This window comes from Blautia sp. An81, assembly GCF_002161285.1.
Classification (GTDB): domain Bacteria; phylum Bacillota; class Clostridia; order Lachnospirales; family Lachnospiraceae; genus Blautia; species Blautia ornithocaccae.
Genome location: NZ_NFHH01000034.1, coordinates 1 through 24,880, shown reverse-complemented (window position 1 = coordinate 24,880; position 24,880 = coordinate 1). Strand labels below are relative to the sequence as shown.

General features: G+C 44.9%; 23 protein-coding genes. 5 read left to right on the top strand and 18 right to left on the bottom strand.

Annotated elements, in window-relative coordinates:
• Positions 1-585: 585 nt before the first annotated feature.
• The 4 genes from B5G33_RS18885 to B5G33_RS18870 all read right to left on the bottom strand — a co-directional run bounded on the left by B5G33_RS18885 (position 586) and on the right by B5G33_RS18870 (position 8,787).
• Positions 586-2,067: a glutamate synthase subunit beta gene (locus B5G33_RS18885; protein WP_087418761.1), complete on the bottom strand. Its 1,482-nt coding sequence runs from the start codon at positions 2,065-2,067 to the stop codon at positions 586-588.
• Positions 2,068-2,069: 2 nt separating this feature from the next.
• Entirely contained in the window at positions 2,070-6,605 is a 4,536-nt protein-coding gene (gltB, locus tag B5G33_RS18880) for a glutamate synthase large subunit (RefSeq protein ID WP_087418770.1), read from the bottom strand.
• A 13-nt stretch (positions 6,606-6,618) separates the two neighbouring features.
• Positions 6,619-8,238, bottom strand: coding sequence for a CTP synthase (locus B5G33_RS18875; protein ID WP_087273580.1), 1,620 nt, complete (start codon positions 8,236-8,238; stop codon positions 6,619-6,621).
• 324 nt (positions 8,239-8,562) lie between these two features.
• A complete protein-coding gene (locus tag B5G33_RS18870; protein WP_087273582.1) occupies positions 8,563-8,787 on the bottom strand; it encodes an HPr family phosphocarrier protein in 225 nt (74 codons plus the stop codon).
• Between the two features lie 299 nt (positions 8,788-9,086).
• Here B5G33_RS18870 and B5G33_RS18865 point away from each other — a divergent pair, with 299 nt between their 5' ends.
• Both B5G33_RS18865 and purF read left to right on the top strand, forming a co-directional pair.
• Positions 9,087-11,186: a glutamine synthetase III family protein gene (locus tag B5G33_RS18865; RefSeq protein WP_087418760.1), complete on the top strand. Its 2,100-nt coding sequence runs from the start codon at positions 9,087-9,089 to the stop codon at positions 11,184-11,186.
• Between the two features lie 15 nt (positions 11,187-11,201).
• The gene (gene purF / locus B5G33_RS18860; protein WP_087418759.1) at positions 11,202-12,593 is read left to right on the top strand and encodes an amidophosphoribosyltransferase; all 1,392 of its coding nucleotides are present in this window, start codon (positions 11,202-11,204) and stop codon (positions 12,591-12,593) included.
• Positions 12,594-13,025: 432 nt separating this feature from the next.
• On the opposite strand, the gene B5G33_RS18855 is transcribed toward purF, so the two are convergent.
• The 3 genes from B5G33_RS18855 to B5G33_RS18845 form a co-directional block, all read right to left on the bottom strand.
• A complete protein-coding gene (locus tag B5G33_RS18855) occupies positions 13,026-13,460 on the bottom strand; it encodes an RrF2 family transcriptional regulator (RefSeq protein WP_087418758.1) in 435 nt (144 codons plus the stop codon).
• Position 13,461: 1 nt separating this feature from the next.
• Positions 13,462-14,397, bottom strand: coding sequence for a cysteine synthase A (gene cysK / locus B5G33_RS18850; protein ID WP_087418769.1), 936 nt, complete (start codon positions 14,395-14,397; stop codon positions 13,462-13,464).
• A gap of 321 nt (positions 14,398-14,718) precedes the next feature.
• Positions 14,719-15,165 carry an Hsp20/alpha crystallin family protein gene (locus tag B5G33_RS18845; protein WP_087418757.1) on the bottom strand — a complete coding sequence of 149 codons (447 nt, stop codon included), beginning with the start codon at positions 15,163-15,165 and terminating at the stop codon, positions 14,719-14,721.
• Positions 15,166-15,470: 305 nt separating this feature from the next.
• Between B5G33_RS18845 and B5G33_RS18840 the strand changes: the two genes are divergently transcribed.
• A complete protein-coding gene (locus B5G33_RS18840; protein WP_087418756.1) occupies positions 15,471-15,842 on the top strand; it encodes a helix-turn-helix domain-containing protein in 372 nt (123 codons plus the stop codon).
• A 137-nt stretch (positions 15,843-15,979) separates the two neighbouring features.
• Here B5G33_RS18840 and B5G33_RS18835 read toward each other — a convergent pair whose 3' ends face one another.
• The 10 genes from B5G33_RS18835 to B5G33_RS18795 all read right to left on the bottom strand — a co-directional run bounded on the left by B5G33_RS18835 (position 15,980) and on the right by B5G33_RS18795 (position 22,761).
• Complete coding sequence (locus tag B5G33_RS18835) at positions 15,980-16,174, bottom strand: hypothetical protein (RefSeq protein WP_087418755.1); 195 nt, start codon at positions 16,172-16,174, stop codon at positions 15,980-15,982.
• 6 nt (positions 16,175-16,180) lie between these two features.
• Entirely contained in the window at positions 16,181-17,509 is a 1,329-nt protein-coding gene (locus B5G33_RS18830) for an ATP-binding protein (RefSeq protein WP_275532847.1), read from the bottom strand.
• 266 nt (positions 17,510-17,775) lie between these two features.
• Entirely contained in the window at positions 17,776-18,987 is a 1,212-nt protein-coding gene (locus B5G33_RS18825) for a site-specific integrase (protein WP_087418753.1), read from the bottom strand.
• Complete coding sequence (locus B5G33_RS22250; protein WP_275532846.1) at positions 18,954-19,082, bottom strand: hypothetical protein; 129 nt, start codon at positions 19,080-19,082, stop codon at positions 18,954-18,956. Before B5G33_RS22250 ends, B5G33_RS18825 begins: the two co-directional genes overlap by 34 nt.
• Positions 19,083-19,163: 81 nt before the next feature.
• Positions 19,164-19,358, bottom strand: a complete 195-nt coding sequence (locus tag B5G33_RS18820; protein ID WP_009248769.1) for a DUF6462 family protein — start codon at positions 19,356-19,358, stop codon at positions 19,164-19,166.
• Positions 19,359-20,213 (bottom strand): ATP-binding protein, encoded by an 855-nt coding sequence (locus tag B5G33_RS18815; protein WP_087418752.1) that lies wholly within the window; start codon positions 20,211-20,213, stop codon positions 19,359-19,361.
• Positions 20,210-20,956, bottom strand: a complete 747-nt coding sequence (locus tag B5G33_RS18810) for a replication initiator protein A (protein WP_242974771.1) — start codon at positions 20,954-20,956, stop codon at positions 20,210-20,212. Before B5G33_RS18810 ends, B5G33_RS18815 begins: the two co-directional genes overlap by 4 nt.
• Entirely contained in the window at positions 20,940-21,140 is a 201-nt protein-coding gene (locus B5G33_RS18805; protein WP_087418751.1) for a hypothetical protein, read from the bottom strand. Before B5G33_RS18805 ends, B5G33_RS18810 begins: the two co-directional genes overlap by 17 nt.
• Positions 21,141-21,358: 218 nt before the next feature.
• On the bottom strand, positions 21,359-21,745 hold the full coding sequence (locus tag B5G33_RS18800; RefSeq protein WP_087418750.1) for a plasmid mobilization protein: 387 nt from the start codon (positions 21,743-21,745) through the stop codon (positions 21,359-21,361).
• Positions 21,746-22,407: 662 nt separating this feature from the next.
• Positions 22,408-22,761 (bottom strand): hypothetical protein, encoded by a 354-nt coding sequence (locus B5G33_RS18795; protein WP_087418749.1) that lies wholly within the window; start codon positions 22,759-22,761, stop codon positions 22,408-22,410.
• Between the two features lie 107 nt (positions 22,762-22,868).
• On the opposite strand from B5G33_RS18795, the gene B5G33_RS22675 reads away from it, so the two are divergent.
• The gene (locus B5G33_RS22675; RefSeq protein ID WP_087418748.1) at positions 22,869-23,069 is read left to right on the top strand and encodes a helix-turn-helix domain-containing protein; all 201 of its coding nucleotides are present in this window, start codon (positions 22,869-22,871) and stop codon (positions 23,067-23,069) included.
• 54 nt (positions 23,070-23,123) lie between these two features.
• Here the strand turns inward: B5G33_RS22675 and B5G33_RS18785 are convergent, their stop codons facing one another.
• On the bottom strand, positions 23,124-24,188 hold the full coding sequence (locus B5G33_RS18785; protein ID WP_087418747.1) for a helix-turn-helix domain-containing protein: 1,065 nt from the start codon (positions 24,186-24,188) through the stop codon (positions 23,124-23,126).
• Between the two features lie 348 nt (positions 24,189-24,536).
• On the opposite strand from B5G33_RS18785, the gene B5G33_RS21790 reads away from it, so the two are divergent.
• The gene (locus tag B5G33_RS21790) at positions 24,537-24,767 is read left to right on the top strand and encodes a hypothetical protein (protein WP_204247433.1); all 231 of its coding nucleotides are present in this window, start codon (positions 24,537-24,539) and stop codon (positions 24,765-24,767) included.
• The last annotated feature ends 113 nt before the right edge of the window (positions 24,768-24,880 follow it).

Here is a 24,880-nt window from a genome sequence, read left to right as displayed (position 1 = left end):
TGAAAAGTCAAGATATGGCCTGGGAAATTATTCGTATTTTTGCAAGACACTCTTAAAGGATCTTCAAAATATCTTGAATCCTGCAGCCCAATGTGTTATATTGAGAATAGAAAAAGGGAAACCATAGAAGCGGTCTACCCTCAATGGTAACTAAATTTAACGCTTTATAGCGTCAGCCGTCACTGTTGGCAGTAGTGGCGGCTACTTTCTTTTATCCTTGAAAATCTCATATACGAGACCAACAAGGGCAACAATGAATATTAAAAGCTGAATCAAATCAGCATATGTAACATACATTGGCATCGCCCTCCTTTCTTTCGTCTGGAGGGTTCGCCCCTCCGGAAATCGGAGGGTAAGCCGCCTGGCTCTATGGTTTCCCGTGTTCCTATTCTACCATGCAGCCTCTATTTCTTCAATCTTGTTTCTGCAATTTGCATATTGAAAACAAAATCCGCATATACTATAATGCCCATAGGCAAAAAGATAATGCAAGTCCATTGTGGACGACAGCGAATAGCCCCGGTGTTCCAGCACCGGGGCTTTTCTATTCCCTTTTTTGGAGTGGCAGGGCTTATGTCCACAATTTTATACGGTATATCCCATCAAATCTTTATCTACCGCCTCTGCCGCTTTTCTTCCCTCTGTAATAGCCCATACTACCAGGGACTGGCCTCTGTGCATATCTCCTGCTGTAAATACTCTGGGCACGCTGGTCTGGTATTCATCGGGTTTTGTCAGCACGTTGGTCCTTGGATTCAAGTCTACTTTGAAAGCGTCTGTCACATATTTCTGGCTTCCCAGGAAACCTGCTGCGATCAGCACCAGCTGGGCGTCAATGACTTTTTCTGTGCCTTCCACCGGAACCATGTTCATACGTCCTGTCTTTTCGTCTTTCTTCGGCTCCAGGCTGACGATCTTGGCTTTCTGCACATTACCTTTGTCGTCTTTTAAAAATTCTGTCACAGTTGTCTGATAGATTCTGGGGTCTTTCCCGAAGACTGCAATGGATTCCTCCTGGCCATAATCGGTCTTCAGCACTCTTGGCCACTCCGGCCATGGATTCCCGGGAGTTCTGGTTTCTGAGGGCTTAGGCATCATCTCTAACTGGGTAACGGATTTTGCTCCCAGGCGGATAGCAGTTCCCACACAGTCATTTCCCGTATCGCCGCCGCCGATGACCAGCACATGTTTTCCTTTCGCAGGGATAAACTGGTTGTCTTTAAAATTAGAATCCAGAAGGCTCTTGGTCACAGATTTCAGGAAGTCTACGGCAAAATAGATGTTTCCCGCATCTCTTCCCGGCACCTGGATATCTCTTGGATTGGAGGCTCCGCAGGCCAGGACTACCCGGTCAAATTCTTTCAGAAGTTCCTGAGCTTTCACATCTTTGCCTACGTCCACGCCGGTTTTAAAGACTACTCCTTCTTCTTCCATGAGCTTCACTCTCCGGTCAATGATGGATTTGTCCAGCTTCATGTTGGGGATCCCGTAGCGGAGAAGTCCTCCTACCCGGTCATTCCTCTCAAATACCGTTACCCAGTGTCCTTTCCGGTTCAGTTCCTGAGCTGCCGCCAGTCCGGAAGGACCGCTGCCTACTACCGCCACTTTCTTTCCGGTACGCACAGGCGGCACCTGGGGAACTACCCAGCCGTTTTTCCAGGCAGTCTCGATAATTGCCTTTTCATTGTCTTTTGTGGCTACCGGGTCTCCGTTAATATTACAGGTACAGGCAGCTTCGCACAGAGCAGGACACACATGGCTGGTAAATTCCGGAAAACTGTGGGTCTTGGACAGTCTCTCGTAAGCCTGTCTCCATTTTCCCCGGTATACCAGATCATTGGTCTCCGGCACCAGGTTGTGCAGCGGACAGCCGGAAGCCATCCCTGCGATCATCATACCTGCCTGGCAGAAGGGAACGCCGCATTCCATGCAGCGGGCTCCCTGGATCTGCTGTTCCTCTAAGGGCAGAGGTTTCTTGAATTCATTAAAGTTCTTAATTCTCTCTAAAGGCGGTGTCTGTACTGCGTCTTTTCTCTCATAATCTAAAAATCCTGTCGGTTTTCCCATCTTTATACCTCCGAAAATACTTCTGTAAATGCTTCCAACTGTGCCTGTTCTGTACTCATTCCCTGTTCCTCCAGCTTAATGCTCAGGGATGTCATTCTCTTGTAATCATCAGGAATGATCTTCTTAAACTTCGGAAGATATTCGGTGAAGTTTTCCAGGATTTCTTTTCCTCTCTCAGAGCCGGTATACTGTACATGCTCCTCAATCAGGCTTTTCAGTTCATGAACATCTACCTTGCTTTCCACCTGTTCAATGGAAATCATATCTTTATTCAGATTTTTATAAAGAGTATTGTTTTCATCTAATACATAAGCGATACCGCCGCTCATACCTGCGGCAAAATTCTTTCCTGTAGAGCCAAGGATCACCACACGGCCTCCGGTCATGTATTCGCAGCCATGTTCTCCTACTCCTTCTACTACCGCATAGGCGCCGGAGTTTCTTACGGCAAAACGTTCTCCTGCAATACCGCTTATAAATACTTTTCCGCTGGTGGCTCCGTAAAGAGCTACGTTACCGGCGATCATATTATCCTGGGCAGAGTATTTCCGGTTTTTCGGCGGATACAGGATCAGCTTTCCGCCGGAAAGTCCTTTGCCGTAATAATCGTTGGTATCTCCTTCCAGTTTCAGGGTCAGACCTTTCGGGATAAAGGCGCCGAAGCTCTGTCCGCCGGCTCCCTTGCAGTTTACAGTCAGGGTGTCTTCCGGCAGTCCGTGTTTATGCTGTCTGGTGATCTCTGCACCCAGAATGGTGCCGAAAGTCCTGTCTGTGTTGCTGACTTCCACAGATACAGAAGCTTTTTCTCCTTTTTTCAGGGCAGAAGCAAATTTCTTCAGAAGTACTTTCTCGTCCAGGGTCTTCTCCAGCTGGAAGTCGTATACATCCGCCGGATTAAAGGTTACCTGTTCTCCTTCTTTTGCAAAAGGATTTTCCAGAATAGCACTAAGGTCGATCTTAGCAGCCATTGGATTCTGGGCTTTATCTTTTACTTTCAGAAGGTCGCTTCTTCCTACCATCTCGTCAATGGTACGCACTCCCAGTTTCGCCATATATTCACGGAGTTCCTCAGCGATAAATCTCATAAAGTTTACCACATATTCCGGTTTTCCGGTAAAGCGTTTCCGAAGTTCCGGATTCTGGGTTGCCACGCCAACAGGGCAGGTATCCAGGTTGCAGACTCTCATCATCACACAGCCCATAGTTACCAGAGGCGCAGTGGCAAAGCCGAATTCCTCTGCTCCCAGAAGGGCGGCGATAGCCACGTCTCTTCCGCTCATGAGCTTACCGTCTGTCTCAATCATCACACGGCTTCTCAGACCATTCATCAGCAGGGTCTGATGGGTCTCTGCCAGTCCCAGCTCCCAGGGCAGTCCTGCGTTGTGGATAGAGCTTTCCGGAGCTGCGCCGGTACCTCCGTCATATCCGGAGATCAGGATAACCTGGGCGCCTGCTTTGGCAACGCCGGCAGCTACGGTTCCCACACCTGCCTCAGAAACAAGTTTTACGGAAATACGTGCATATTTATTGGCATTTTTCAGGTCATAGATCAGCTGGGCCAGATCCTCGATAGAATAAATATCGTGATGTGGCGGCGGAGAGATCAGGCTTACCCCGGGGGTTGAATGTCTGGTCTTGGCGATCCATGGATACACTTTTCTGGCAGGAAGATGTCCGCCCTCTCCGGGTTTTGCTCCCTGAGCCATCTTGATCTGGATCTCTTTTGCGCTTACCAGATACCGGCTGGTAACGCCGAAACGGGCGCTGGCCACCTGTTTGATGGCGGAACATCTGTCCACAGCAGTTCCTGCAGAATCCAGACGTTCTTCACTTTCTCCACCCTCACCGGTGTTGGATTTTCCATGAAGCATATTCATGGCGATAGCCAGAGTCTCATGGGCTTCCTGGGAAATGGAGCCGTAGGACATAGCTCCGGTCTTAAACCGTTTTACAATATCCTCTACACTTTCCACTTCTTCAATAGGGATTCCCTTTTCCGGGAAGTTAAAGTCCATTAAGGAACGGAGATTTCCGCTTCTCTCCTCGTCTACCATTTTTGTATATTCTTTAAACATGCCGTAATCTCCCATACGGGTAGATTTCTGCAGCATGTGGATAGTTGCAGGATTGTACCGGTGTTCCTCGCCGCCGCTTCTCATCTTATGCTTTCCAATGCTGTCCAGAGTGAGATCCACTGCTCTTCCAAGGGGATCGAAGGCTTTGGAATGAAGTTCATCCACGTTTTTGGCAATATCGTCCAGGGTAATTCCCCCTACACGGCTGACTGTGCCTGCAAAATATTTATCGATGACTTCCTGGGAAATACCGATAGCCTCAAAGATCTTTGCGCCCTGATAGGACTGGATGGTGGAAATACCCATTTTGGAAGCAATCTTTACAATGCCGTGGATCACAGCGTAATTGTAATCATTTACTGCCGCATAATAGTCTTTGTCCAGCAGTTTTTCATCGATCAGCTCCTGGATCGTCTCCAGCGCCAGATATGGATTGACTGCACAGGCCCCATATCCAAGAAGGGTTGCAAAATGATGTACCTCTCTTGGTTCTCCGGATTCCAGGATCAGAGAAAGAGAAGTCTGTTTCTTGGTATCTACCAGATGCTGGTGTACCGCAGATACCGCCAGCAGAGAAGGAATGGGCACATGGTTCTCATCCACCCCTCTGTCGGAAAGGATCAGGATGTTGGCTCCGTCTTTATAGGCTTTATCCACCTCTACAAAGAGACGGTCAATGGCTCTTTCCAGCTTTGTACTCTTGTAGTAAGTAATAGGAACCACCGCTACCTTAAAGCCTTTTTCCTTCATGTTCTTGATCTTTAACAGGTCTGTATTGGTCAGGATCGGATTATTGATCTTCAGTACCTGGCAGTTTTCCGGCACTTCTTCCAGCAGGTTTCCGTCTTTTCCTACATAAACCGTGGTACTGGTAACAATCTCTTCACGGATGGCATCAATCGGCGGATTGGTAACCTGTGCAAAAAGCTGCTTAAAGTAATCAAAAAGAGGACGGTTTCTCTTGGACAGCACTGCCAGAGGGGTATCCACGCCCATGGCAGCAATGCCTTCACTGCCTTTTAAGGCCATTTCATAAATGGACTTTCTATATTCTTCATAAGTATATCCGAAAGTCTTCTGAAGTCTTCTTCTCTGCTCGGAAGTATATTCCTCCACCCGCATGTTAGGGATCTTCAGATCCTTCAGCTCGATGAGGTTGCTGTCCAGCCACTCGCCGTAAGGCTGGGCATTGGCATAAATCTCCTTGATCTCTTCATCGCTTAAAATCTTGCCTTTTACGGTATCTACCAGAAGCATTTTTCCAGGATGGAGTCTTTCTTTCAGAACAATCTCCTCTTCCGGTACAGGAAGAACACCCACCTCAGAAGCCAGGATCACATCACCGTTTTTCATAACATAATATCTGGAAGGACGAAGGCCGTTTCTGTCCAGTACAGCGCCCAGCAGATCGCCGTCTGAAAATACAATAGAGGCCGGACCGTCCCATGGCTCCATCATGGTTGCATAATACTGATAGAAATCCCGGATCTCCTGGGAAAGGGTCTGGTTGTTGGCCCAGGGTTCCGGAATGGTGATCATTACTGCCAGAGGCAGATCCATACCGCTCATTACCAGGAATTCCAGAGTGTTGTCCAGCATTGCTGAGTCAGAACCCTGACGGTTTACCACTGGAAGGACCTTGTGAAGCTGGTCTTTTAAGTGGGCAGACTCCATATTTTCTTCCCTTGCCTGCATTTTGTCCGCATTTCCCCGGATGGTATTGATTTCCCCGTTATGTACGATAAAACGGTTAGGATGGGCTCTCTCCCAGCTTGGGTTTGTATTGGTGCTGAATCTGGAATGGACAGTAGCGATAGCAGATTCATAGTCTTTATCCTGGAGATCCGCAAAGAAAGTGCGGAGCTGTCCTACCAGGAACATTCCTTTATATACAATGGTACGGCTGGACATAGAAACCACATAAGTATTATCGTTACTCTGCTCGAAGACTCTCCGGGCAATATACAGCTTCCGGTCAAAATCCAGTCCTTTTTCTACATTTTCCGGTTTTTTAATAAAGGCCTGCATGATATGAGGCATACACTCTTTGGCCTTGTGTCCCAGAACATCCGGATATACAGGAACCTCACGGAAACCTAAAAGCTCCAGTCCCTCTTTCTCCACAATGATCTCAAACATCTTCTTAGCCTGGTTTCTTTTCAGTTCATCCTGAGGGAAGAAAAGCTGGGCAATACCATATTCTCTCTCTCCTCCCAGATCGATCCCCATTTTTTTACAGACCTTGGAAAAGAATTTATGAGAAATCTGAAGAAGGATTCCCACGCCGTCTCCTGTCTTTCCCTCTGCATCTTTTCCGGCTCTGTGTTCCAGGTTCTCCACGATATGGAGTGCTCTCTCCACCGTCAGATGGCTCTTGATTCCCTTGCTGTTTACCACTGCGCCGATTCCACAGTTGTCATGTTCAAAGGCGGGACTGTACAGTCCCTGTTGTTGTTCTCTCATCACATTTTCCTCCCTATCTGTTTCTTTTTCCTCTTCCATACTCGTCTGCTGCTTTTACGAATCCTCGGAACAGCGGATGGGCACGGTTTGGTCTGGATTTCAGTTCCGGATGCCCCTGAGTTCCAATGAAGAAGGGGTGATCCTTCAGTTCTATCATTTCCACGATCCGTCCGTCAGGGGAAAGACCTGCCATGGTCATTCCATGTTCTTCCAGAGCAGACCGGTAGTCGTTGTTTACTTCATAGCGGTGTCTGTGACGCTCGGAAATTTCTTTTGCTCCGTATAATTCATATGCCTTTGTTCCCTCTTTCAGCACACAGGGATAAGCTCCCAGCCGGAGGGTTCCTCCGATATTTTCCACGCCGTTCTGTTCCGGCATAAGATAGATCACCGGGTGCATAGTGTCAGGATTCAGTTCTGCGCTGTTGGCGTCCTTAAAACCGGCTACATTTCTGGCAAATTCTACAATAGCCATCTGCATGCCCAGACAGATTCCCAGGAATGGAATCTTGTTTTCCCTGGCATATTTTACAGCCTGGATCTTTCCTTCCGTTCCTCTGTGTCCAAAGCCTCCCGGGATCAGGATTCCGTCTACCCCTTCCAAAAGCGCCTGGCAGCCCTGGCTCTCGATTTCTTCTGAGTCTACCCAGCGGATATTGACGTTTACCCGGCTGGCGATACCGCCGTGTTTTAAAGCTTCTACCACACTTAAGTAAGCGTCATGAAGCTGGATATATTTCCCTACGATAGCGATTTCTGTCTCGGACTGGGGATTCCGCAGGTTCTCCACCATAGCCGTCCAGTCTGTAAGGTCCGGTTCCGGGCATGGGATATGAAGACATTCACAGACCACCTGAGCCAGATGTTCTTTTTCCATAGCCAGAGGGGCCTCATACAGGTATTCCACATCCAGATTCTGGAGTACATGATTGGGCGGTACATTACAGAACAGTGCGATCTTGTCTTTCAGCTCATCAGACAGCCGATACTCCGAACGGCATACCAATACATCCGGCCACAGACCCATACTCTGAAGTTCTTTTACACTGGCCTGAGTAGGCTTGGTCTTCAGCTCTCCGGAAGCTTTCAGATAAGGTACCAGGGTCACGTGGATCAGCACTGCGTTTTCCTTTCCCACATCATGCTGGAACTGACGGATGGCTTCCAGGAAAGGCTGGCTCTCAATATCTCCTGCAGTTCCTCCCACTTCTATAATCGCAATCCTGTCTTCCTCAGGAGTTTTTCCTCTGTAAAACCGGCTTTTGATCTCATTGGTAATGTGAGGGATGACCTGTACCGTGCCGCCGCCATAATCCCCGTGACGTTCCTTCTGAAGCACTGTCCAGTAAATCTTTCCCGTAGTCACATTTGAATTTTTATCCAGGCTTTCATCAATAAATCTCTCATAATGTCCCAGGTCCAGATCTGTCTCTGTGCCGTCGTCAGTAACAAAGACTTCTCCATGCTGGATAGGGTTCATAGTACCCGGGTCCATATTAATGTAAGGGTCAAACTTCTGCATGGTCACCTGATACCCTCTTGCTTTCAAAAGCCTTCCCAGAGAGGCAGCCGTGATCCCTTTGCCCAGGCCTGAGACCACTCCTCCGGTTACGAATACATATTTTACCATCACATTTTCCTCCTTCTACAATGATCGGGTAGGAAAGAGTCCTTTCCTACCCGATGCGATACTGCGGGCAGCTCCAGGCAAAGCCTGTCGCTGTCCGTTGCCCGGCAAATGGTGCTGCGTGCCAGTGGCACGCGTCCAGCACGGACCGTAGCGGAGCGAAGACCTGCTCGTGCAAGCACGACAGTCGCTTGCCGGGGCGTATCGCACAAAAAGGCGTCAGAATCTCCCAAACAGAAATTCTGACGCCTTCGTCATAACTTTATTCATAACTGCTGTCTACTATAACCGATTTTTTTCATTTTGTAAATCCCTGTTTTGAAAAAATTTTTATAACTGAAATTTCTGGATACTCTGGCGAAACTCTCTGTTTTCTCCGTGGCAGCTCACCACAAGAGGTTTCTCCAGTCCCAGGGCAAATACTCCTAATATAGATTTCCCGTCTACTACGGCGCTGTTATAGGCCAGGTCCACATCGAAGTCACATTTCCTTGCTGCCCGGACAAATTCCTTTACATCGTCCGGCTTTTTCAGACATATCTTCATATCTTCCATAAAAACAACCTCCTGCTTTATACTATGATGCCATGATTTTCCAGGTCATAGCGCTCATGACTGCCTGCAGACATATGGCATCATAAGGATATCTAAGTATCCCCTGCTCCCGGCTTTTTTAAACAGAAAGGAAAAAGAATTTTAAAAAATTTCAAAAAAGGGATTGACATTTTTCTTTCCCTGAGTATATACTACACAACGTAAAGCAAAGGCGCTTTGGATAGAGATATCCAGGGCGCTTTTTCTATTTCTATGGAAAACAGATTCTGCAAAAGGAATCTGTAGGAAAGGAGCATACTATGAAAAAAGATATTCCTGCTTTATACGGAAGCCTGGTATTTAATGATAAGGTCATGAGAAACAAACTTCCGAAAGATGTTTACAAAGCTCTTAAGAAAACCATTGAGAACGGCACCCATCTGGAGCTGGAAGTAGCAAACTCTGTGGCAGTTGCCATGAAGGAGTGGGCCGTAGAAAACGGCGCTACCCATTTTACACATTGGTTCCAGCCTATGACAGGCTTTACCGCTGAAAAACATGACAGTTTTATCTCCCCCACTTCAAACGGAGAAGTGATCATGGATTTTTCCGGAAAAGAACTTGTGAAAGGCGAGCCGGATGCGTCCAGCTTCCCTTCAGGCGGACTGAGAGCTACCTTCGAAGCCAGAGGATACACCGCATGGGATCCTACCTCTCCGGCCTTTATCAAAGACGGAACCCTGTATATTCCTACAGCTTTCTGTTCCTATGGCGGAGAAGCTCTGGATAAGAAAACTCCTCTGCTCCGCTCCATGGAAGCCCTGAGCAATGAGGCAGTAAAGATCCTGCACATTCTGGGCAATACAGCCGTAACTCATGTTTCCACCACCATCGGACCAGAGCAGGAATATTTCCTTGTAGATAAAGATTTATACAAACAGCGCCGTGACCTGGTTCTCTGCGGAAGAACTTTAATGGGAGCTTCCGCACCCAGAGGACAGGAAATGGAAGATCACTACTTCGGCGCTCTGAAGCCAAGAGTTGCCGCTTATATGCATGACCTGGATGAGGAGCTGTGGAAGCTGGGAATCCCTGCTAAGACAAAACACAACGAAGTAGCTCCTTCTCAGCATGAACTGGCACCTATCTTTGACACCGCCAACGTGGCCGTTGACCACAATCAGCTGACCATGGAGATCATGAAAAAAGTGGCAGATAAACACGGCCTTGCCTGCCTGCTCCATGAAAAACCCTTTGAAGGCATCAACGGAAGCGGCAAGCACAACAACTGGTCTATCTCTACAAATACAGGAGAAAACCTGTTAGATCCGGGAAAAACGCCGGATCAGAATATCCAGTTCCTGGTATTCCTGATGGCGGTTATCAAAGCCGTGGACGAATATGCAGATCTGATGCGTGTTTCCGCAGCCAGCGCCGGAAATGACCACAGGCTGGGCGGCAACGAAGCCCCGCCGGCTATCGTATCCATTTTCCTGGGAGATGAACTGACCGCAGTTCTGAAATCTATTGAAGAGGATACTTACTTTGACGAGCATCAAAGCGTACAGCTGGAGACCGGTGCACATGTGCTTCCTCATTTTATGAAAGATAACACGGACAGAAACCGTACTTCACCTTTCGCCTTTACCGGAAACAAATTTGAGTTCCGTATGCTTGGTTCCTCTGCTTCTGTGGCAACACCAAATATTATCCTGAACACAGCTGTGGCAGAAGCCCTGTCTCAGTTCGCCAAAGAGCTGGAAGGAACTGCACCGGAAGATATGGAGCATGCTGTACATGAACTGATCAAACGTGCCATTAAGAAACATAAAAAAGTAATCTTCAACGGAAACGGCTACACAGAAGAGTGGGTGGAAGAAGCCAAAAAAAGAGGTTTATACAATCTGGAATCTACTCCTGACTGCCTCCCTCAGTTTATCTCTGACAAGAACGTGGAGCTTTTCACAAAGCATCACATCTTTACAAAAGAAGAAATCTTCTCCCGTTACGAGATTCTTCTTGAGAACTATGTAAAAACCATCGGCATTGAGGCAAAGACCATGAAGGAAATGCTTACCAAAGACTTCCTTCCTGCAGTAAGCAGCTATGCAGCTTCCGTGTCAGACAATGCTCTGGCCATGAAAGCGCTGGCGCCTTCTGTACCTACCGCTTCTGCTGAAAGTCTGGTTTCTTCTCTGGGGGATGCCTACGAAAAGATTTCATCTGCTCTGTCTACACTGGATGAAGAGATCCAGGAGATCGATAAAAAAGGCTCCATGCAGGAATCTGCAGACTACTGCCATAAGACCGTTCTCGCTACTATGGATGAGCTGCGGGCAGCCGCCGATGAAGCCGAAGCAAAAATTCCGGATGAGGAGCTTCCATATCCTACCTATGATGCTCTCCTCTTCTCCGTGTAAAGGAGCCTACTCCAAATGGAACTGGATGCACAATATGAAATAAAAGAAGCCTGCGGCGTTTTCGGTATCTATGATTTTTCCGGAAACGACGTAGCGCCTTCCATCTACTACGGACTCTCTGCTCTCCAGCACAGAGGGCAGGAGTCCTGCGGCATTGCCGTAAGCGACACCAAAGGACCTAAGGGAAATATTGATTCCCACAAAGGCATGGGACTGGTCAGCGAGGTATTTAAAGAAGAAAATCTCCACAGCCTCCATGGCAATCTGGGAATCGGACATGTGCGGTACTCCACCACAGGAGCCACCACTCTGGCCAACGCCCAGCCTCTGGTGCTGAACTATGTAAAGGGAACTCTGGCTCTGGCCCACAACGGAAACCTGGTCAACGCCCAGGAACTGCGGGATCATCTGGAGAAAAACGGCGCCCTCTTTCATACCACTACTGATTCAGAGGTAATCGCCTACTGTATCGCAAGAGAACGTATAACCTCTAAGACTGTAGAAGAGGCTATCCTGAAAACAGCCGGTATGATCCGGGGAGCTTACGGTCTGGTCATCGCCAGCCCCAGAAAGCTCATCGGCGTCCGGGATCCCCTTGGTCTGAAACCTTTGTGTCTTGGAAAGAGGGACAACGCCTATATCCTGGCATCGGAAAGCTGCGCCCTCCAAAGCGTTGGCGCTGAATTTATCCGGGATATCCGCCCCGGCGAGATTATCACTATTACAGAACAGGGGATTTCTTCTGACTATACGCTCTGTCAGGAAAAGAAAGCTCACTGTATCTTTGAATATATTTATTTTGCAAGGCTGGACAGCACCATGGATAATATTAATATCTATGACGCCCGAATCCGGGCAGGAGCCGCTCTGGCAAAATCCTATCCGGTGGAAGCAGATCTGGTCTGCGGGGTTCCGGACTCCGGTATTCCCGCAGCAAAAGGCTTCTCAGAGGCTTCCGGGATCCCCTTCGGCCTTGCTTTCTATAAAAACAGCTATGTAGGCAGGACCTTTATCAAACCTACTCAGAAAGAGCGGGAAAACAGCGTCCGCCTTAAGCTCAATGTTTTGGAGTCTGTGGTAAAAGGAAAGCGTATCGTATTAGTGGACGACTCTATCGTCCGGGGCACCACCATCGCCAATCTGATTCATATGCTGAAAAAGGCAGGGGCCGTAAGCGTCCATGTACGGATCAGTTCACCCCCCTTTTTATATCCCTGCTATTTTGGCACGGATATACCATCCAACAAGCAATTGATCGCCTCTTCCCATTCCACAGAAGAAATCTGTTCCATGATCGGGGCAGATTCTCTGGGATACATGAAAATCGAAGACCTTCAGTCCATGGTAGGAGACCTTCCTATCTGTAAGGCCTGCTTTGATAATCAGTATCCCATGAAGATCCGGTAATCAGGGAAATGATACCCCGTCATTTTCCGATTACATATATCACATTTTTCTTTATTTTTGCGTGCAACGAGCCAAGGGGACATGCTTGCATGTCCTTTTGGCGACTGCCGCACAAGCTGGACAGTCCGCTGTCCAGCCTTAGCCAGGCATCTCCGGAACAGATATGTTTTCATGCATATCCCGGGGATGTCACAAGGGCCGGGAACTCATGTCCGGTCCGGTGGCGGGGCCCCGAAGATATTCAGGCGTATCGGCGGGGTCCCCACTGTCCGTTACCCGGCAAATGTTTGCTCGCACAAGCGCGGCAGCCATCTGCCGGATGTATCACACCAAAAGAAGCAGATCATACAGGCTTTCCTCCTATATGTCTGCTTCTTTTTCATGTTTTGATAGATTTTTCCGTCCTTCTGACTCCCAAAATCCCCTTAATATTTAGATGATGTAATTATTGCCGGCCTGGTTCTGCCAGGTCAGAAGGTCTTCCAGGGTATAGCCTTCTGTGACTTCTCTGATTGCCTTGTCTAGCTTTTTCCAAAAGAGAAGGGTAATGCAGTCCCCGGCCCGGGGGCATTGATTGGTTTCTCCTTCCAGACATTCTACCGGTGCCAGGCTGCCCTCTGTAAGCCTGAGAATGTCTCCCAGAGAGTATTCTTCAGGCTTTCTGGTCAGACGATAGCCGCCCTGAGGTCCTCGTATGCTTTTTACATAGCCGGCTTTAGACAAAATAGCTACAATCTGTTCCAGATATTTGGCGGAAATTTCCTGCCTGGATGCGATTTCTTTAATCCTTACCGGTTCTCCGCTGTCATGGGCAGCAATATCCAGCATCAGTCTTAACGCATATCTTCCTTTTGTTGAAATCTTCATCTTATCCCTCGAAAAGTGGCGTAGAATAATACCGGTCTCCGCTGTCCGGCAGAATAACTACAATGGTTTTTCCTTTATTTTCCGGTCTCTTTGCCAGTTCAATGGCACCATGCAGGGCAGCACCTGAAGAAATCCCCACCAGAATTCCTTCTTTATGAGCCAGAAGTTTTGCTGCGGCAAAGGACTCTTCACTTCCAAGAGCCAGAATCTCATCATAAATCTGAGTATTCAGAGCCTTTGGCACAAACCCGGCGCCAATACCCTGGATTTTATGAGGACCCGCTGTTCCTTTAGAAAGTACCGGAGAATCCGATGGCTCTACAGCTACAACCTTCACCTGAGGATTTTTTGATTTCAGATATTCGCCGGTTCCTGTAATTGTACCGCCGGTTCCTACTCCTGCCACCAAAATATCCACCTTTCCATCTGTATCCTCCCAGATTTCCGGACCTGTAGTCTTCCTGTGCATAGCTGGATTTGCCGGATTTTCAAACTGACGGGTAAGAAAGCTTCCCGGAATCTCCTTTGCCAGTTCCTCTGCTTTTTCAATGGCTCCGGTCATTCCTCTGGCTCCTTCTGTAAGAACGATCTCCGCCCCGTAAGCCTTCAGAATGTTCCTTCTTTCCACACTCATAGTCTCCGGCATGGTCAGGATCAAACGGTAGCCTTTAGATGCTGCAATCGCTGCCAGACCTATTCCTGTATTTCCTGAAGTAGGCTCGATGATCGTTGCACCAGGTTTTAAAAGGCCTTTCTCCTCTGCATCCTCGATCATGTTTTTTGCAATTCTGTCTTTTACGCTTCCCGCTGGATTCAGGTATTCCAGCTTAACCAGAACTCTGGCCTCCAGTCCTTCTTCTCTTTCAATATTCCCTATTTCCATAAGAGGAGTTCTTCCTATTAATTCCTGTACGCTTGCATAAATTTTTTCAGCCATAAAATACCGCCTTTCTTTTATTTCCTCAGACAGTAAACCAAGGGCCATGTCTGCCCGCACTTTTGGCAACTGCTGAGAGGGTGAATGTCCCGCTGTCTGCAGCGGAATTTTTATTTCCTAGTAATCTTATAGGAATAATATACTATAAAAGAATATTTGTCAACCCCTTTTTAATCCCCTGTCTGCTACAGCCTGTCAGAAGCAATAATTAGCGTGTCTTTTGCAATATAACAGCACATAAAATTAAGGCCCGGAAACAAGTCTTTCTGTTGACTGTTTCCAGGCCTTTTCTCAGGCAGCCAAGGCTGCGGCACTGTTATTTTATCCCTCAATGGAGATATATTTCTTTTCTTCTACTTTCTTAGGATCTTCTTTTGGAACGGTGAGTTTCAAGATACCATCTTCAAACTTCGCATGAATGTCCTCCTGCTGAACATTTTCACCTATATAGAAGCTTCTGCTCATAGCTCCTGCATAGCGCTCTCTACGGATGTATTTGCCTTCTTTGTTCTGCTCATCCTTGTTCATGCCTTTAGTAGCGCTGATGGTCAGATAGCCATTCTCCAGTTTTGCAGTAACTTCATCTTTCTTAAAGCCCGGCAGATCAATATCCAGCTCATAAGCATTGTCTGTTTCTTTTACGTCTGTCTTCATAATATTCTTCTCACTGTTTCCATACAGAGGTCTTCTTCCAAAGAATTCTCTCTCAAACGGGAAATCCATAAAATCATCAAATAAATTTTCTCCAAAAATACTAGGCATCATCATAAGTCATATCTCCTTTCAATAGACATATAAAAATTTATTTTAGCACTTTGGGAAAACCGAAGTGTTGTTTTCGGAACTTGGGAACCTTACTTTTTATCTCTGTTCCTTTGTTCTATATGTAATATAGCACGTATTATCAGCACTGTCAAGCCCCGAGTGCTAATTTTTTTGAATTTTTTGCAAGGCCGTTAAATGAAAAAGTTATTTCTGATTTTTCTCCTTTTTTGCTTCTCTATAAATCAGGGGTGGATTTTACCTTTGCAATCGTGTTATCCTGTACTCCCCGGAGCGGATTGGAGGTCATCATGGCAACTCATCATATTGGTAACTTTAAGCATCTTGCTCTTTCTGATCGTGCAGAGATTGAAATCATGATCGAAAAAGGCTTCTCTTTTTCTCAAATGGCCAGGGCTCTTTCCAAAGACTCCTCTACCATCTCTAAAGAAATCCGATGGCATCGTTTCCTTGTTCCACACTATCGGGACGAGAACAGCCGCAGACGCTGTTCCTTTTACTGTCTGGACTTTTCTCCCTTGATCTGTCCACAGCTCTTAAAGCCTCTTTACGTTTGCAACAGCTGTTCTAAACTGCGTATCTGTTCTATCGTTCTCCGCTATTTCCCGATAGTAAATCTGGATTTTCCCTCAAAATTACTCCCATCCATCCTTTCCATGTAATTATCAATTAGCGAAACAATGTTTAGCCAATTCCATGACATCACCAATATTACAGCCCCGCATATTACAGATTTTTTTATGCTGTCCATTGAAACAGGTACGCCTTTACTTAGACGTACTAATACCTACAGTCCAACTCAATGCATTAAAGTTTTATACTTACAGAATTGAGTACAATTCCTATCCATTGCATTCTCTAAAACCACTTCGTCCAGCTTATCCTCAAATTCCTTATCTTCATCGTACCAGAAGATGATCCGACGGTGGTAAACCTCCGGCAGAGGTGCAGCAAATCTGCGGTTCAAGTCTTGTATTACTTTGTCTGTATCCATGCTGCATTATCTCCCTTCTGTATTTTTTACATAAATTGTGCTTCTTGAAGCACCTTCTTTTCTCAGCCATCCTTTTTCAACCATTTTAACCAGTATTTCTCTGGTTCTACGCTGTTTGATACCAAGAAGTTTCATTGCCTGTGCTGTTGTAATGCCGGCATTTTCCGATACATATTTATAAATTTGCTGTTCCTGTTCATTTGCCGGCACTTTATCGGCGGTTTCCCGGCGGTTTCCCGGCGGTTTAACGGCAGTATTGGAAGCATTGAGGTCAACAGTGCCGTCAATCTGACCTCGATAGATATTGATACGCAAATCAACCTCGCCACCAATAAACTCTGGTTCCCGCAGTCCGGCAGCTTTGACTTTATCAATAATTCTCGGAATGCCGCTTCCCCAATGCTCAATTAGATTCATATACGCAAAGGCATGAGCAAGAGCTTCATTTCTGATTTTGGAATAGCCCTCTTTCATACGCTCCATAGTTTGTCCCATTGGCAGCTTTCCTGGGGAGGTGATTTCCAAGCGGTTATCATACACCGCAACCTGTATCGTACCATGATCCAAATAACTACGATGCACCATGGCATTGATAATTAACTCACGAATGGCATCCGGTGGGATTTCATAAACGTCCTGGCGATAAATCCCCACAATAGTAGCACCCAGGTGAATATTTCGCAGAACAAACTGAAATGCTTCATCTATCTGTTCCCAAAGCAGACCGGTATATTCCCGTCGATCAACAAATACCGCTTTTGTTGTGCCTTTGAACACGCCACATTGCGTTGCAACATGAAGTCCTGCGTTGCCTGTCAAAATAGCAAAGGCATTGGACGGATAATCTTTTCCATCACGTTCAATCAAAACCCCCCAGGAACGAAGCTGTTGTCTGCCAACATCTTTGATAGATGCTTTCTGTTCCTCATTGTGGGCATTCTTGACGGCCTGTTCTTTCATAGCTTTGCAAAGAGCATCAATGTCTTCATCCGTGATACTCAACCCGGTACACAAAGCCTGATCGTAGTAGCGGTTGCTGCCCTCAAACAGTAATTCTTTTATCATATACTCGTCAGCAAGACGAGTAGTTCCGGCAACACGAACATATACGCCTCCATCTCTGCCAAGCGCTTTGATATAATATGGGCGCTGTCTGCCCTCAGAAATCTCTACCACAATAACAGTCTTACCATTAATCGTCTGTAAAGAAATATCCGGGATAATTGCCGGTTCGCAGCTATCTGATACGGCATTGGCAATGGCATCCATTTTTTCGAACACATCTTCCTTAGCAAAACCGACAACTTCGCAAGAGGTGAGTGCTAATTTTTTCAATATTTTTTTGGAGAACACCTGAAAAAGCTTGATTTTACGGGCTTTTCAGGGTCTCCAATTTTTTGATTTTTTCAAAAAATGGCTTACTACACCATTTTTACACCATTTCTACACCAATTTCAGAATCGGGGACCTCCAAAATTCCCTGTAAATTCAAGGAAATCTGAGTTAATTTACTACACCATCAAACGCGGAAAAATCCGTTTTTTTTGCGATTTTCACTCCAAGGCAATCAAAAATCTCTGATTTGAAGACTGAAAATCCGGTCACATGATTTGAACCAGATCCATCTTCGCAATCTCTTTTTCAATCCTGGACCGGTCTGTGATATGGTTATAAACTTCCATCGTGACACTGATGTTCGCATGTCCCATCACATACTGAACGACCTTCATATCCAGATCCGTCTCTGCCATTCTGGTACAGGCTGTATGTCTGAGAATGTGGGCGGAAATGTGCGGCAGCTCTTCCGGCTTTCTCCTCTCCCGCTTTGCCCGCTCATTTTCTTCCTCATTATACGCCTTCACAATATCCCGGAGAATAAAGTTCACGGTAGTCGGCATCATAGGACGTCCACTCCTGCTCATAAACACGAAATTCGAAAGCCCTTCGATTTTCACATCCCTTGGAATTCCCATCTGAAAATTCAGCCGTCTCTGAGTCTCAAAGGCTTTTGCCACCATTTTGCTCATGGGAATCTCCCGAATCCCGGCTTCTGTCTTCGGCATTGTCACATGAAAATCACACCCGTCTCCATAGTTCTTATAGATCAGCTGATGATTCACGTATACAGTTCTGGTCTTCAGATCCACGTCCTTCCAGGTGAGTCCAATCAGTTCTCCACAGCGGAGTCCCGTTCCAATCATCACCTGCAAAAGCGGCAGATAGATATGGAATACCTCGCTGTTCTTTACATAGTTCAGCAGATTTTTCTGCTGGTCAAAGGACAGGGCGGTGCGTTTCTTTTCCGGTTCCCCATAATCTCCCAGCGTTCTCTTGGCCGGATTCTTCCGGATGATATCGTCATCTACAGCCACCTCAAAGCTCGGTAAGATCATATTATGGAGAAACTTGATGGTACTGTGGGAATATTTCTGTTTGCTCAGCCGGGAATAAAACAGGCGTACATGAGATGGTCTTACCTGTACCACTTTCATCTGTCCGAGTTCATTCCTCACAAGACTGTTCCACATCCTTCTGTAATTGGCCTGTGTACTCTCTGCTAGTTTTCTGGTATCCATGTGGATCTCAAACAAATCATTGAGAGTCATATTCTTGAATTGGGTATCGGTCATAATTCCTTCGCTCTGGTCTTTCTCAATCTCTTTTTCTTTTTTCCTGAGTTCAGCCAGATCCGGAGAATAAACGGCCAGGCGTCTGCCAGTCCGTTCATCTTTGTACCGGTACATATAGAGTCCATCCTTGCGTTGGGATTCCCCGGTCCTCAGATTTCTTCCTCTATTGTCTTTTCTTGCCACAAAACCATTCCTTTCTGGAACAGTTCAGCCATCATTCGTATGTAGTGCGGTTTTGCGAATGGCACATGCTGAACTGTTTCTTCTGTAATCTTCACACCTCCCTGTTGTGGGGAATGGTCTTGTCCTGTCTATGAAAAGTATAGCACAAAACCACTCCCACGCACATCTGTGTTCCTCTATTCCGCTATTGCTTCCAGGTATTTCTCCACTTTCTGTACGGAGTACAATACCCGGCGGCCGATGGTGATCCGGGCTCCCGCATCTTCCGCAATCTTCCTTGCAGTCATCTGTCCGCAGGAAAGCATAGCGGCCAGACCTTCAATATCCACTGCCAGACGGCAGCTGCTCTCTCTTTCTTTTGTCTGTCTCATTTACCTCATCTCCTCCTTTATTCTTTTCTGCATCCGCCCCAGCTTTTCCTGAGCCGTACGTTTTCGAAAACTCTCACCTTTAAACTGAACCGGCACGCACATCTCCAGCAACCGGTCATAAATCCTGGCATGCGCTGTATCCTGCGGATTATTTAACTCCTGCAACGTCAGATTTGTCGTCGCTATCAAGGGCTTCCCACTCCGATATCTGCCGTCGATCACCGCATAGATCTGTTCCAGTCCGTACTCTGTCCCCCGCTCCATTCCAAAATCATCCAGAATCAAAAGCGGAACTCTGCACAGATTTTTTATGTATGTGTTCTTCTCTGAAAAATTAGCAGACAGATCATTCAGCACTTCCGCAAAATTGTTCATGCGCACTGCAATCTCCTGTTCCAACAGTGCATTGGCAATACAGCCCGCCAGAAAACTTTTCCCGGTTCCCACTGCTCCCCAGAAGAGGTAGCCTGTATTTTCCGCCTTCATTGTTTCCCAGTCTTTCACATAAAGCTTTGCAAGCACGGTATTTTCGGAAAGTCCCTTATCATTCTTAAATGTCCATTCCTTCATGGATCTATCCGAGAAACAATGTTCTTTCAATTCTCTGACTACAGCTTCATGACGCTGCTGTTCTCGGTACTGTTCCTCCTCTTTTCTCTTTTGTCTCCGGCACTCACATTCACGCGGATGTTTTTTTATTCCCAAAACTCCCATTTTCTCCTGATCGAAATAAGCCTCCTTCGGTTCATGACATTGTCCACAATACAGAAGCCCGTCTTCTCCGATGTAATCCTCCCTGGTTCTTTCTCCCGGCCGCATCATGTTCTTTACTGTTTCTTCTACCATCTTATTCATAGACTTTCCTCCTCACTGCAGGTATAATCCGGAATGTTTTTTACCGGGGCTGACCGTTCTGCCCATCTTCTCAAGGTAACAGCATGATCAGCATATTGCTTTCCACTGGAACGCATATAACTGGACAGTTCCTCGATCAGCCTGTCTAATTCCCGGATCTCCTGTTTCAATTCTCCATATTCTGTTTCGGAGAGAAACACATTGTGATATTCGCCATAGGCAGAGCGCGCTTCTCTCTCTTTATTTGTTTGACTATATATCAAGTAACTATTATTTAAGTAATTAGGGGATACTTTTCTATCCATCACAGGGACAGGTTTCTTTCCCTCATAAGTATCATTTTCTTTCCCTTTGAGGGACACTTTTCTTTCCTTCACAGGGAAACTTTTCTTTCCCTCTGCCGGGATTTTGATATACAGCAGATTCGGTTTGGAAAATCCCTGTTTTTTTCTCACCAGAAGTCCGGCTTCTTCCAGTTCATTCAATGCCTTTTTTACAGTCATGTGACTCTTTCTAAGATCGTCAGCCAGATAAGCAATGGGATAAACCACAAAAATGTGGCCTTCCTCATCCTTCCACCCTGTCTTCCTGGAAAGACTCGCCCGATCCAGCAACAGAGCATACAGGACCTTGGCTGTCTGAGTCAGATCCATCCCCAGCAGAAACCGTGGGTAAGGAAGATATACCGGAATCTGGGTCTGATCCGTCATGTATACCATCTGATCTTTATTCTTCACATCCATCCTTTTGTTTCTGTCTGATCTTCCGCCGACGGCTTCGCTTGGATTCATAGCAGGGGCAACAGACAATCACAGTCCGGAAACTCTGCTTGCAGTCTCCAACACATTTCCGGCAGGTGTCATTGTGGGCAACCCGCCCTCTTTCATTGAGAAAAAAGTCCAATTCCTGTTTTCTTTTCTTGCTCATTCTCGGCACAGACATTCCTCCTTCCTGCCATCCTGCCAGTACCTGGTACAGGACAGCGAAATATGGTCGCGTTTCGGTATCATTTTTTGCATTTTTTGCCCTTTACGACAGGCTTTTTTGACCTCAAATATATTTGCCTGGGGTTTATCTATCTGACGGCAGAAAACGCTGTTTGGTCGTGTTTCGGTATCGTTTTGGAACAATTCATCTGGACTACTTTAACCGCCCCGATAATCCCGTTCAAAATCCCCTGCCATCTTCAACACTTCTTCCCTGAGTGCAAATAATTCCGCGATACAGCGACGGATTTCATCTTCCATAGCCAGTGAACGCTCCCCGCCCGTATTGAAGTACCGTGCGATCTGATTCAGGTTCACACCGATCTTTCCATATGCCCCCACCAGACTTCGCAGTTCTTCCATATCGGCGACTACTTCTACCCGATGCACGATCTCCTTTTCCACCAAAAGTTTCCGCAGGCATTCGGATCTGGACACCCCTAGGATCTCTGCTTTCCTGTCCAGAAGTTCCAGTTCAATATCCGACAGCCGGACTCCGACAAAATGCGGGTGATTTAGTTCCCGTTCTAATCTCTTTTTTCTCATGGCTCCTCCTTTCTTCTCTTTTCTGTTACTTCAGTAACATCACAAATGGGAGAACCGGCAGTCCTGCCGGAATCTTCCTTTTGTGCTGCGTCCCACTTTCCAGTGGACGCCAATATCTGCCAAATCGGCAGATCATCGAGGGTATGGGGAATCGAAATCCCAAGCAAGAGCCCTACACAGGAAAACACGATAGTGTATTACGGGGTGGATCTTGCTCTGGGAAAATCCCCATCAAGAGCTCAACCTGAAAGTTAGGGGGGCTGCCAGGAATGGCATTACCGCTTAACACGGGTGGATCTTGCCCTATAATATCTACCCCCTCACTTAACGTAACCGGGAGTGGCTTTTTTACAGGGGCTAAAAGAAATAAATTTTATTCTTATCAACCAGATCCGCTCTTATCTTTTTTATTCTTTAAAGATCCCCTCACTTAACCCAATCGTCAGAGACAGAAATACAAGGAGATTCGAAAAATCTTTTAATTTTCTACTTCAAAAAATATTTCCCCGCACTTATAGAAAGGAAATTCGAGGATTATACAGTGTTTGGAGACTAAGTTTTTAATAAAGTGCACAAAAAAACATCCAGTCTTTTTTGACCGGATGCCAGATTTTAATTCATTGATTTCTGTTATAAAAAATAGCCACCAGATTTTCCGGCAGCTATTCGCTTATTACATCATCACCATATTCATTTTTTATTCTGTCGCACAATCGATTCCAGCTTTCTTCTTCCTCCTCTGGAGTTCTTTCCGGCAATATCACATCTTTTATATCATCATCAATAGCTTTTACGTATTTATCCGTTAAATCCGGATACTCATCCAACAGGCTTTCGAAAAGTTTATAGAGCCCACGCTCTGTACACTTAGCCAGACATGAAGAAAAAAGTTCCATTGTCATTGGCTTTTGTTTATCGATTGCCGCCAGCTCATCATCGGAAACCTCGAATGTTAAGATAAGGAATTCTTCAAAATTACGTTTTTCTTTTTCTGATAGTTCATCATATTTTTTCATCCCAGTTCTCCCTCCATATGCCTCTATTATAGATACATTTTTCAGTATAGTAAACCATTATTTTTACCATGATAATGATTATATTACAAACTGGGAAGTGAGCAGAAATGATAAACTATTCTCCATTGTGGGAAACCATGCGCCAACGGGATGTCTCCACCTATACACTGATTCATAAGTATGGTATCAATCCCCGGACGATCAATAATTTAAAACATAATAAGTCTATTACCATGTTTACACTGGAAAGGCTTTGTGAAATTTTGAATTGTGAACCGAATGATGTAATAAGATTTGAGAAGAAATAAAAGCTACTGGAATACTTTATCCAGTAGCTTTACATCATTTAGAGCTGCTTTTTATCAATATTTTTCCATATTATCAACAGTTTCTGTTAAATTTGAATATTTATCAATTAATGCTTTTATTTCTTCTAAAAATTTCTTTTTTAGACCTGTTTGTAAATCATTCAAGCCCCGCAAAGATAAGGCCATATAAGCAAATGCAAAGGTAGTATCATTATTTTTTAGATTTTCAGCAATTATCTTTAATTTTTTATTAGTATACTCGACATCGTATTCAGATAAAAATTTGATTACTTCAATAATATCCATTACATATTTTGCATTGTTAATATCAGACTCATTTAGCAAATTGTTATATTCATCTATTGTCTCACTTTGGGCCAATAAACGATGTTTAACAGTCAGCGAATAAAATTTATAGTTTAGTAATATCTGTTCTGCTTCAATACTGCATTCTTCAATTAATGTATCATTGTACTCTTTTCCCTCTTTTTTATATTTCATTTTCAAAAGGTGATACATTATTGCATATACAAGCATATACTCACATTTTTTTTTCTTCCCTGACAATAACTTTTCAACTTTATCTTCTGAGTATTCTAGAAAGATATAGCTAAACACATTTTGCATACTATTTGCATCTGTTACTGCATGCCAAACATTTTTTTTTACTTCATCAGCATTTAAATCATATTTTTCCGAAATATCAGCACCCAAATCTTCATTTTCATTAATATAATTTGTTAATTGATGAATAGATATCCCTAGTTCTTTCATCATTTCTTTAATAAAATTTATAAGATTATTATTAACTGGAATCTTTCTTTCAAGCATATCGAAATTACGAAACGCCAAGTCATTTTCTAAATCTTTTATATTCGCTCTCTCTGCAAATTCTTCAAAAAATCTATAATAACCATCATCATCATTCGCTATAAAATTTAGTATCTTTTCAAATTCTATTTTATCAATTTGTTGAATTTGCCCTTTTTCCAATTTGGATATATAAGCAGGACTTTTCCCCAACATTTCAGCTACATCTTTTGCCTTTACTTTATATTGTGTCCTAAATTCCTTCAATCTCAAACCTGTCGCTTCACTCAATTTTATTTTCAATGACATAAAAACAACCACCTATTATTATTATTGTATACATATTATCACAGCATTTAATTCGTTTCAAGTTTTTTACTTTCTTTATTTACAGTTAATTTTTTTACTACATTTCTTGATTTTTATTTCTTGCTATGTTATAATACACAAAAAGATAAAAAGAAAAGTCCACCCAAGCAGGATGAACTTAAAGGTATTAACATGAAATCAGTCAATACATATTCGCATATCTATTATACTTGATTTCTATTTATTTTTCAATATCTTTCTGAATCAGTCGCTGAAAGGAGTATTTAAAGACACCAGTTCTTTTTATCAAATATCACATATTATAGACTATCTAGTCAGAAAGGATTTATGATGAAGGAAATTTTAATTTTAGGCTCCCAAGAATATGAAAACTCCGAAACAACCAATTACGGCGATTGCATTTTGATTAATACAGGTAGCAAACTATTCATATATGATTGTGGTCACGAGGCACATGCCGACAAAGTTATATCATATATGGATAAGCATGGTTATGAAAAGGCCACACTCATTCTTTCTCATAACGACAAAGATCATTTTGAAGGAATACGTTATTAGCGTCGGGTTAAAATAACCATCTAGTGTCAGGCTAAAATAGCCAATCCTAGTCAAATTAAAAAAGCCATTACATACAGGTCTTCATCCTCTTATACTGATGATAAGCCAATGCA

Bases quoted from the DNA above. Each gene is read 5' to 3' on its own strand.
- B5G33_RS18885 (WP_087418761.1), bottom strand. From the start codon at position 2,067: ATGGGAAAACCGACAGGATTTTTAGATTATGAGAGAAAAGACGCAGTA.
- gltB (WP_087418770.1), bottom strand. From the start codon at position 6,605: ATGAGAGAACAACAACAGGGACTGTACAGTCCCGCCTTTGAACATGAC.
- B5G33_RS18870 (WP_087273582.1), bottom strand. From the start codon at position 8,787: ATGGAAGATATGAAGATATGTCTGAAAAAGCCGGACGATGTAAAGGAA.
- B5G33_RS18865 (WP_087418760.1), top strand. From the start codon at position 9,087: ATGAAAAAAGATATTCCTGCTTTATACGGAAGCCTGGTATTTAATGAT.
- purF (WP_087418759.1), top strand. From the start codon at position 11,202: ATGGAACTGGATGCACAATATGAAATAAAAGAAGCCTGCGGCGTTTTC.
- B5G33_RS18855 (WP_087418758.1), bottom strand. From the start codon at position 13,460: ATGAAGATTTCAACAAAAGGAAGATATGCGTTAAGACTGATGCTGGAT.
- cysK (WP_087418769.1), bottom strand. From the start codon at position 14,397: ATGGCTGAAAAAATTTATGCAAGCGTACAGGAATTAATAGGAAGAACT.
- B5G33_RS18845 (WP_087418757.1), bottom strand. From the start codon at position 15,165: ATGATGATGCCTAGTATTTTTGGAGAAAATTTATTTGATGATTTTATG.
- B5G33_RS18840 (WP_087418756.1), top strand. From the start codon at position 15,471: ATGGCAACTCATCATATTGGTAACTTTAAGCATCTTGCTCTTTCTGAT.
- B5G33_RS18835 (WP_087418755.1), bottom strand. From the start codon at position 16,174: ATGGATACAGACAAAGTAATACAAGACTTGAACCGCAGATTTGCTGCA.
- B5G33_RS18820 (WP_009248769.1), bottom strand. From the start codon at position 19,358: ATGAGACAGACAAAAGAAAGAGAGAGCAGCTGCCGTCTGGCAGTGGAT.
- B5G33_RS18815 (WP_087418752.1), bottom strand. From the start codon at position 20,213: ATGAATAAGATGGTAGAAGAAACAGTAAAGAACATGATGCGGCCGGGA.
- B5G33_RS18810 (WP_242974771.1), bottom strand. From the start codon at position 20,956: ATGGATGTGAAGAATAAAGATCAGATGGTATACATGACGGATCAGACC.
- B5G33_RS18805 (WP_087418751.1), bottom strand. From the start codon at position 21,140: ATGAGCAAGAAAAGAAAACAGGAATTGGACTTTTTTCTCAATGAAAGA.
- B5G33_RS18800 (WP_087418750.1), bottom strand. From the start codon at position 21,745: ATGAGAAAAAAGAGATTAGAACGGGAACTAAATCACCCGCATTTTGTC.
- B5G33_RS18795 (WP_087418749.1), bottom strand. From the start codon at position 22,761: ATGAAAAAATATGATGAACTATCAGAAAAAGAAAAACGTAATTTTGAA.
- B5G33_RS22675 (WP_087418748.1), top strand. From the start codon at position 22,869: ATGATAAACTATTCTCCATTGTGGGAAACCATGCGCCAACGGGATGTC.
- B5G33_RS18785 (WP_087418747.1), bottom strand. From the start codon at position 24,188: ATGTCATTGAAAATAAAATTGAGTGAAGCGACAGGTTTGAGATTGAAG.
- B5G33_RS21790 (WP_204247433.1), top strand. From the start codon at position 24,537: ATGATGAAGGAAATTTTAATTTTAGGCTCCCAAGAATATGAAAACTCC.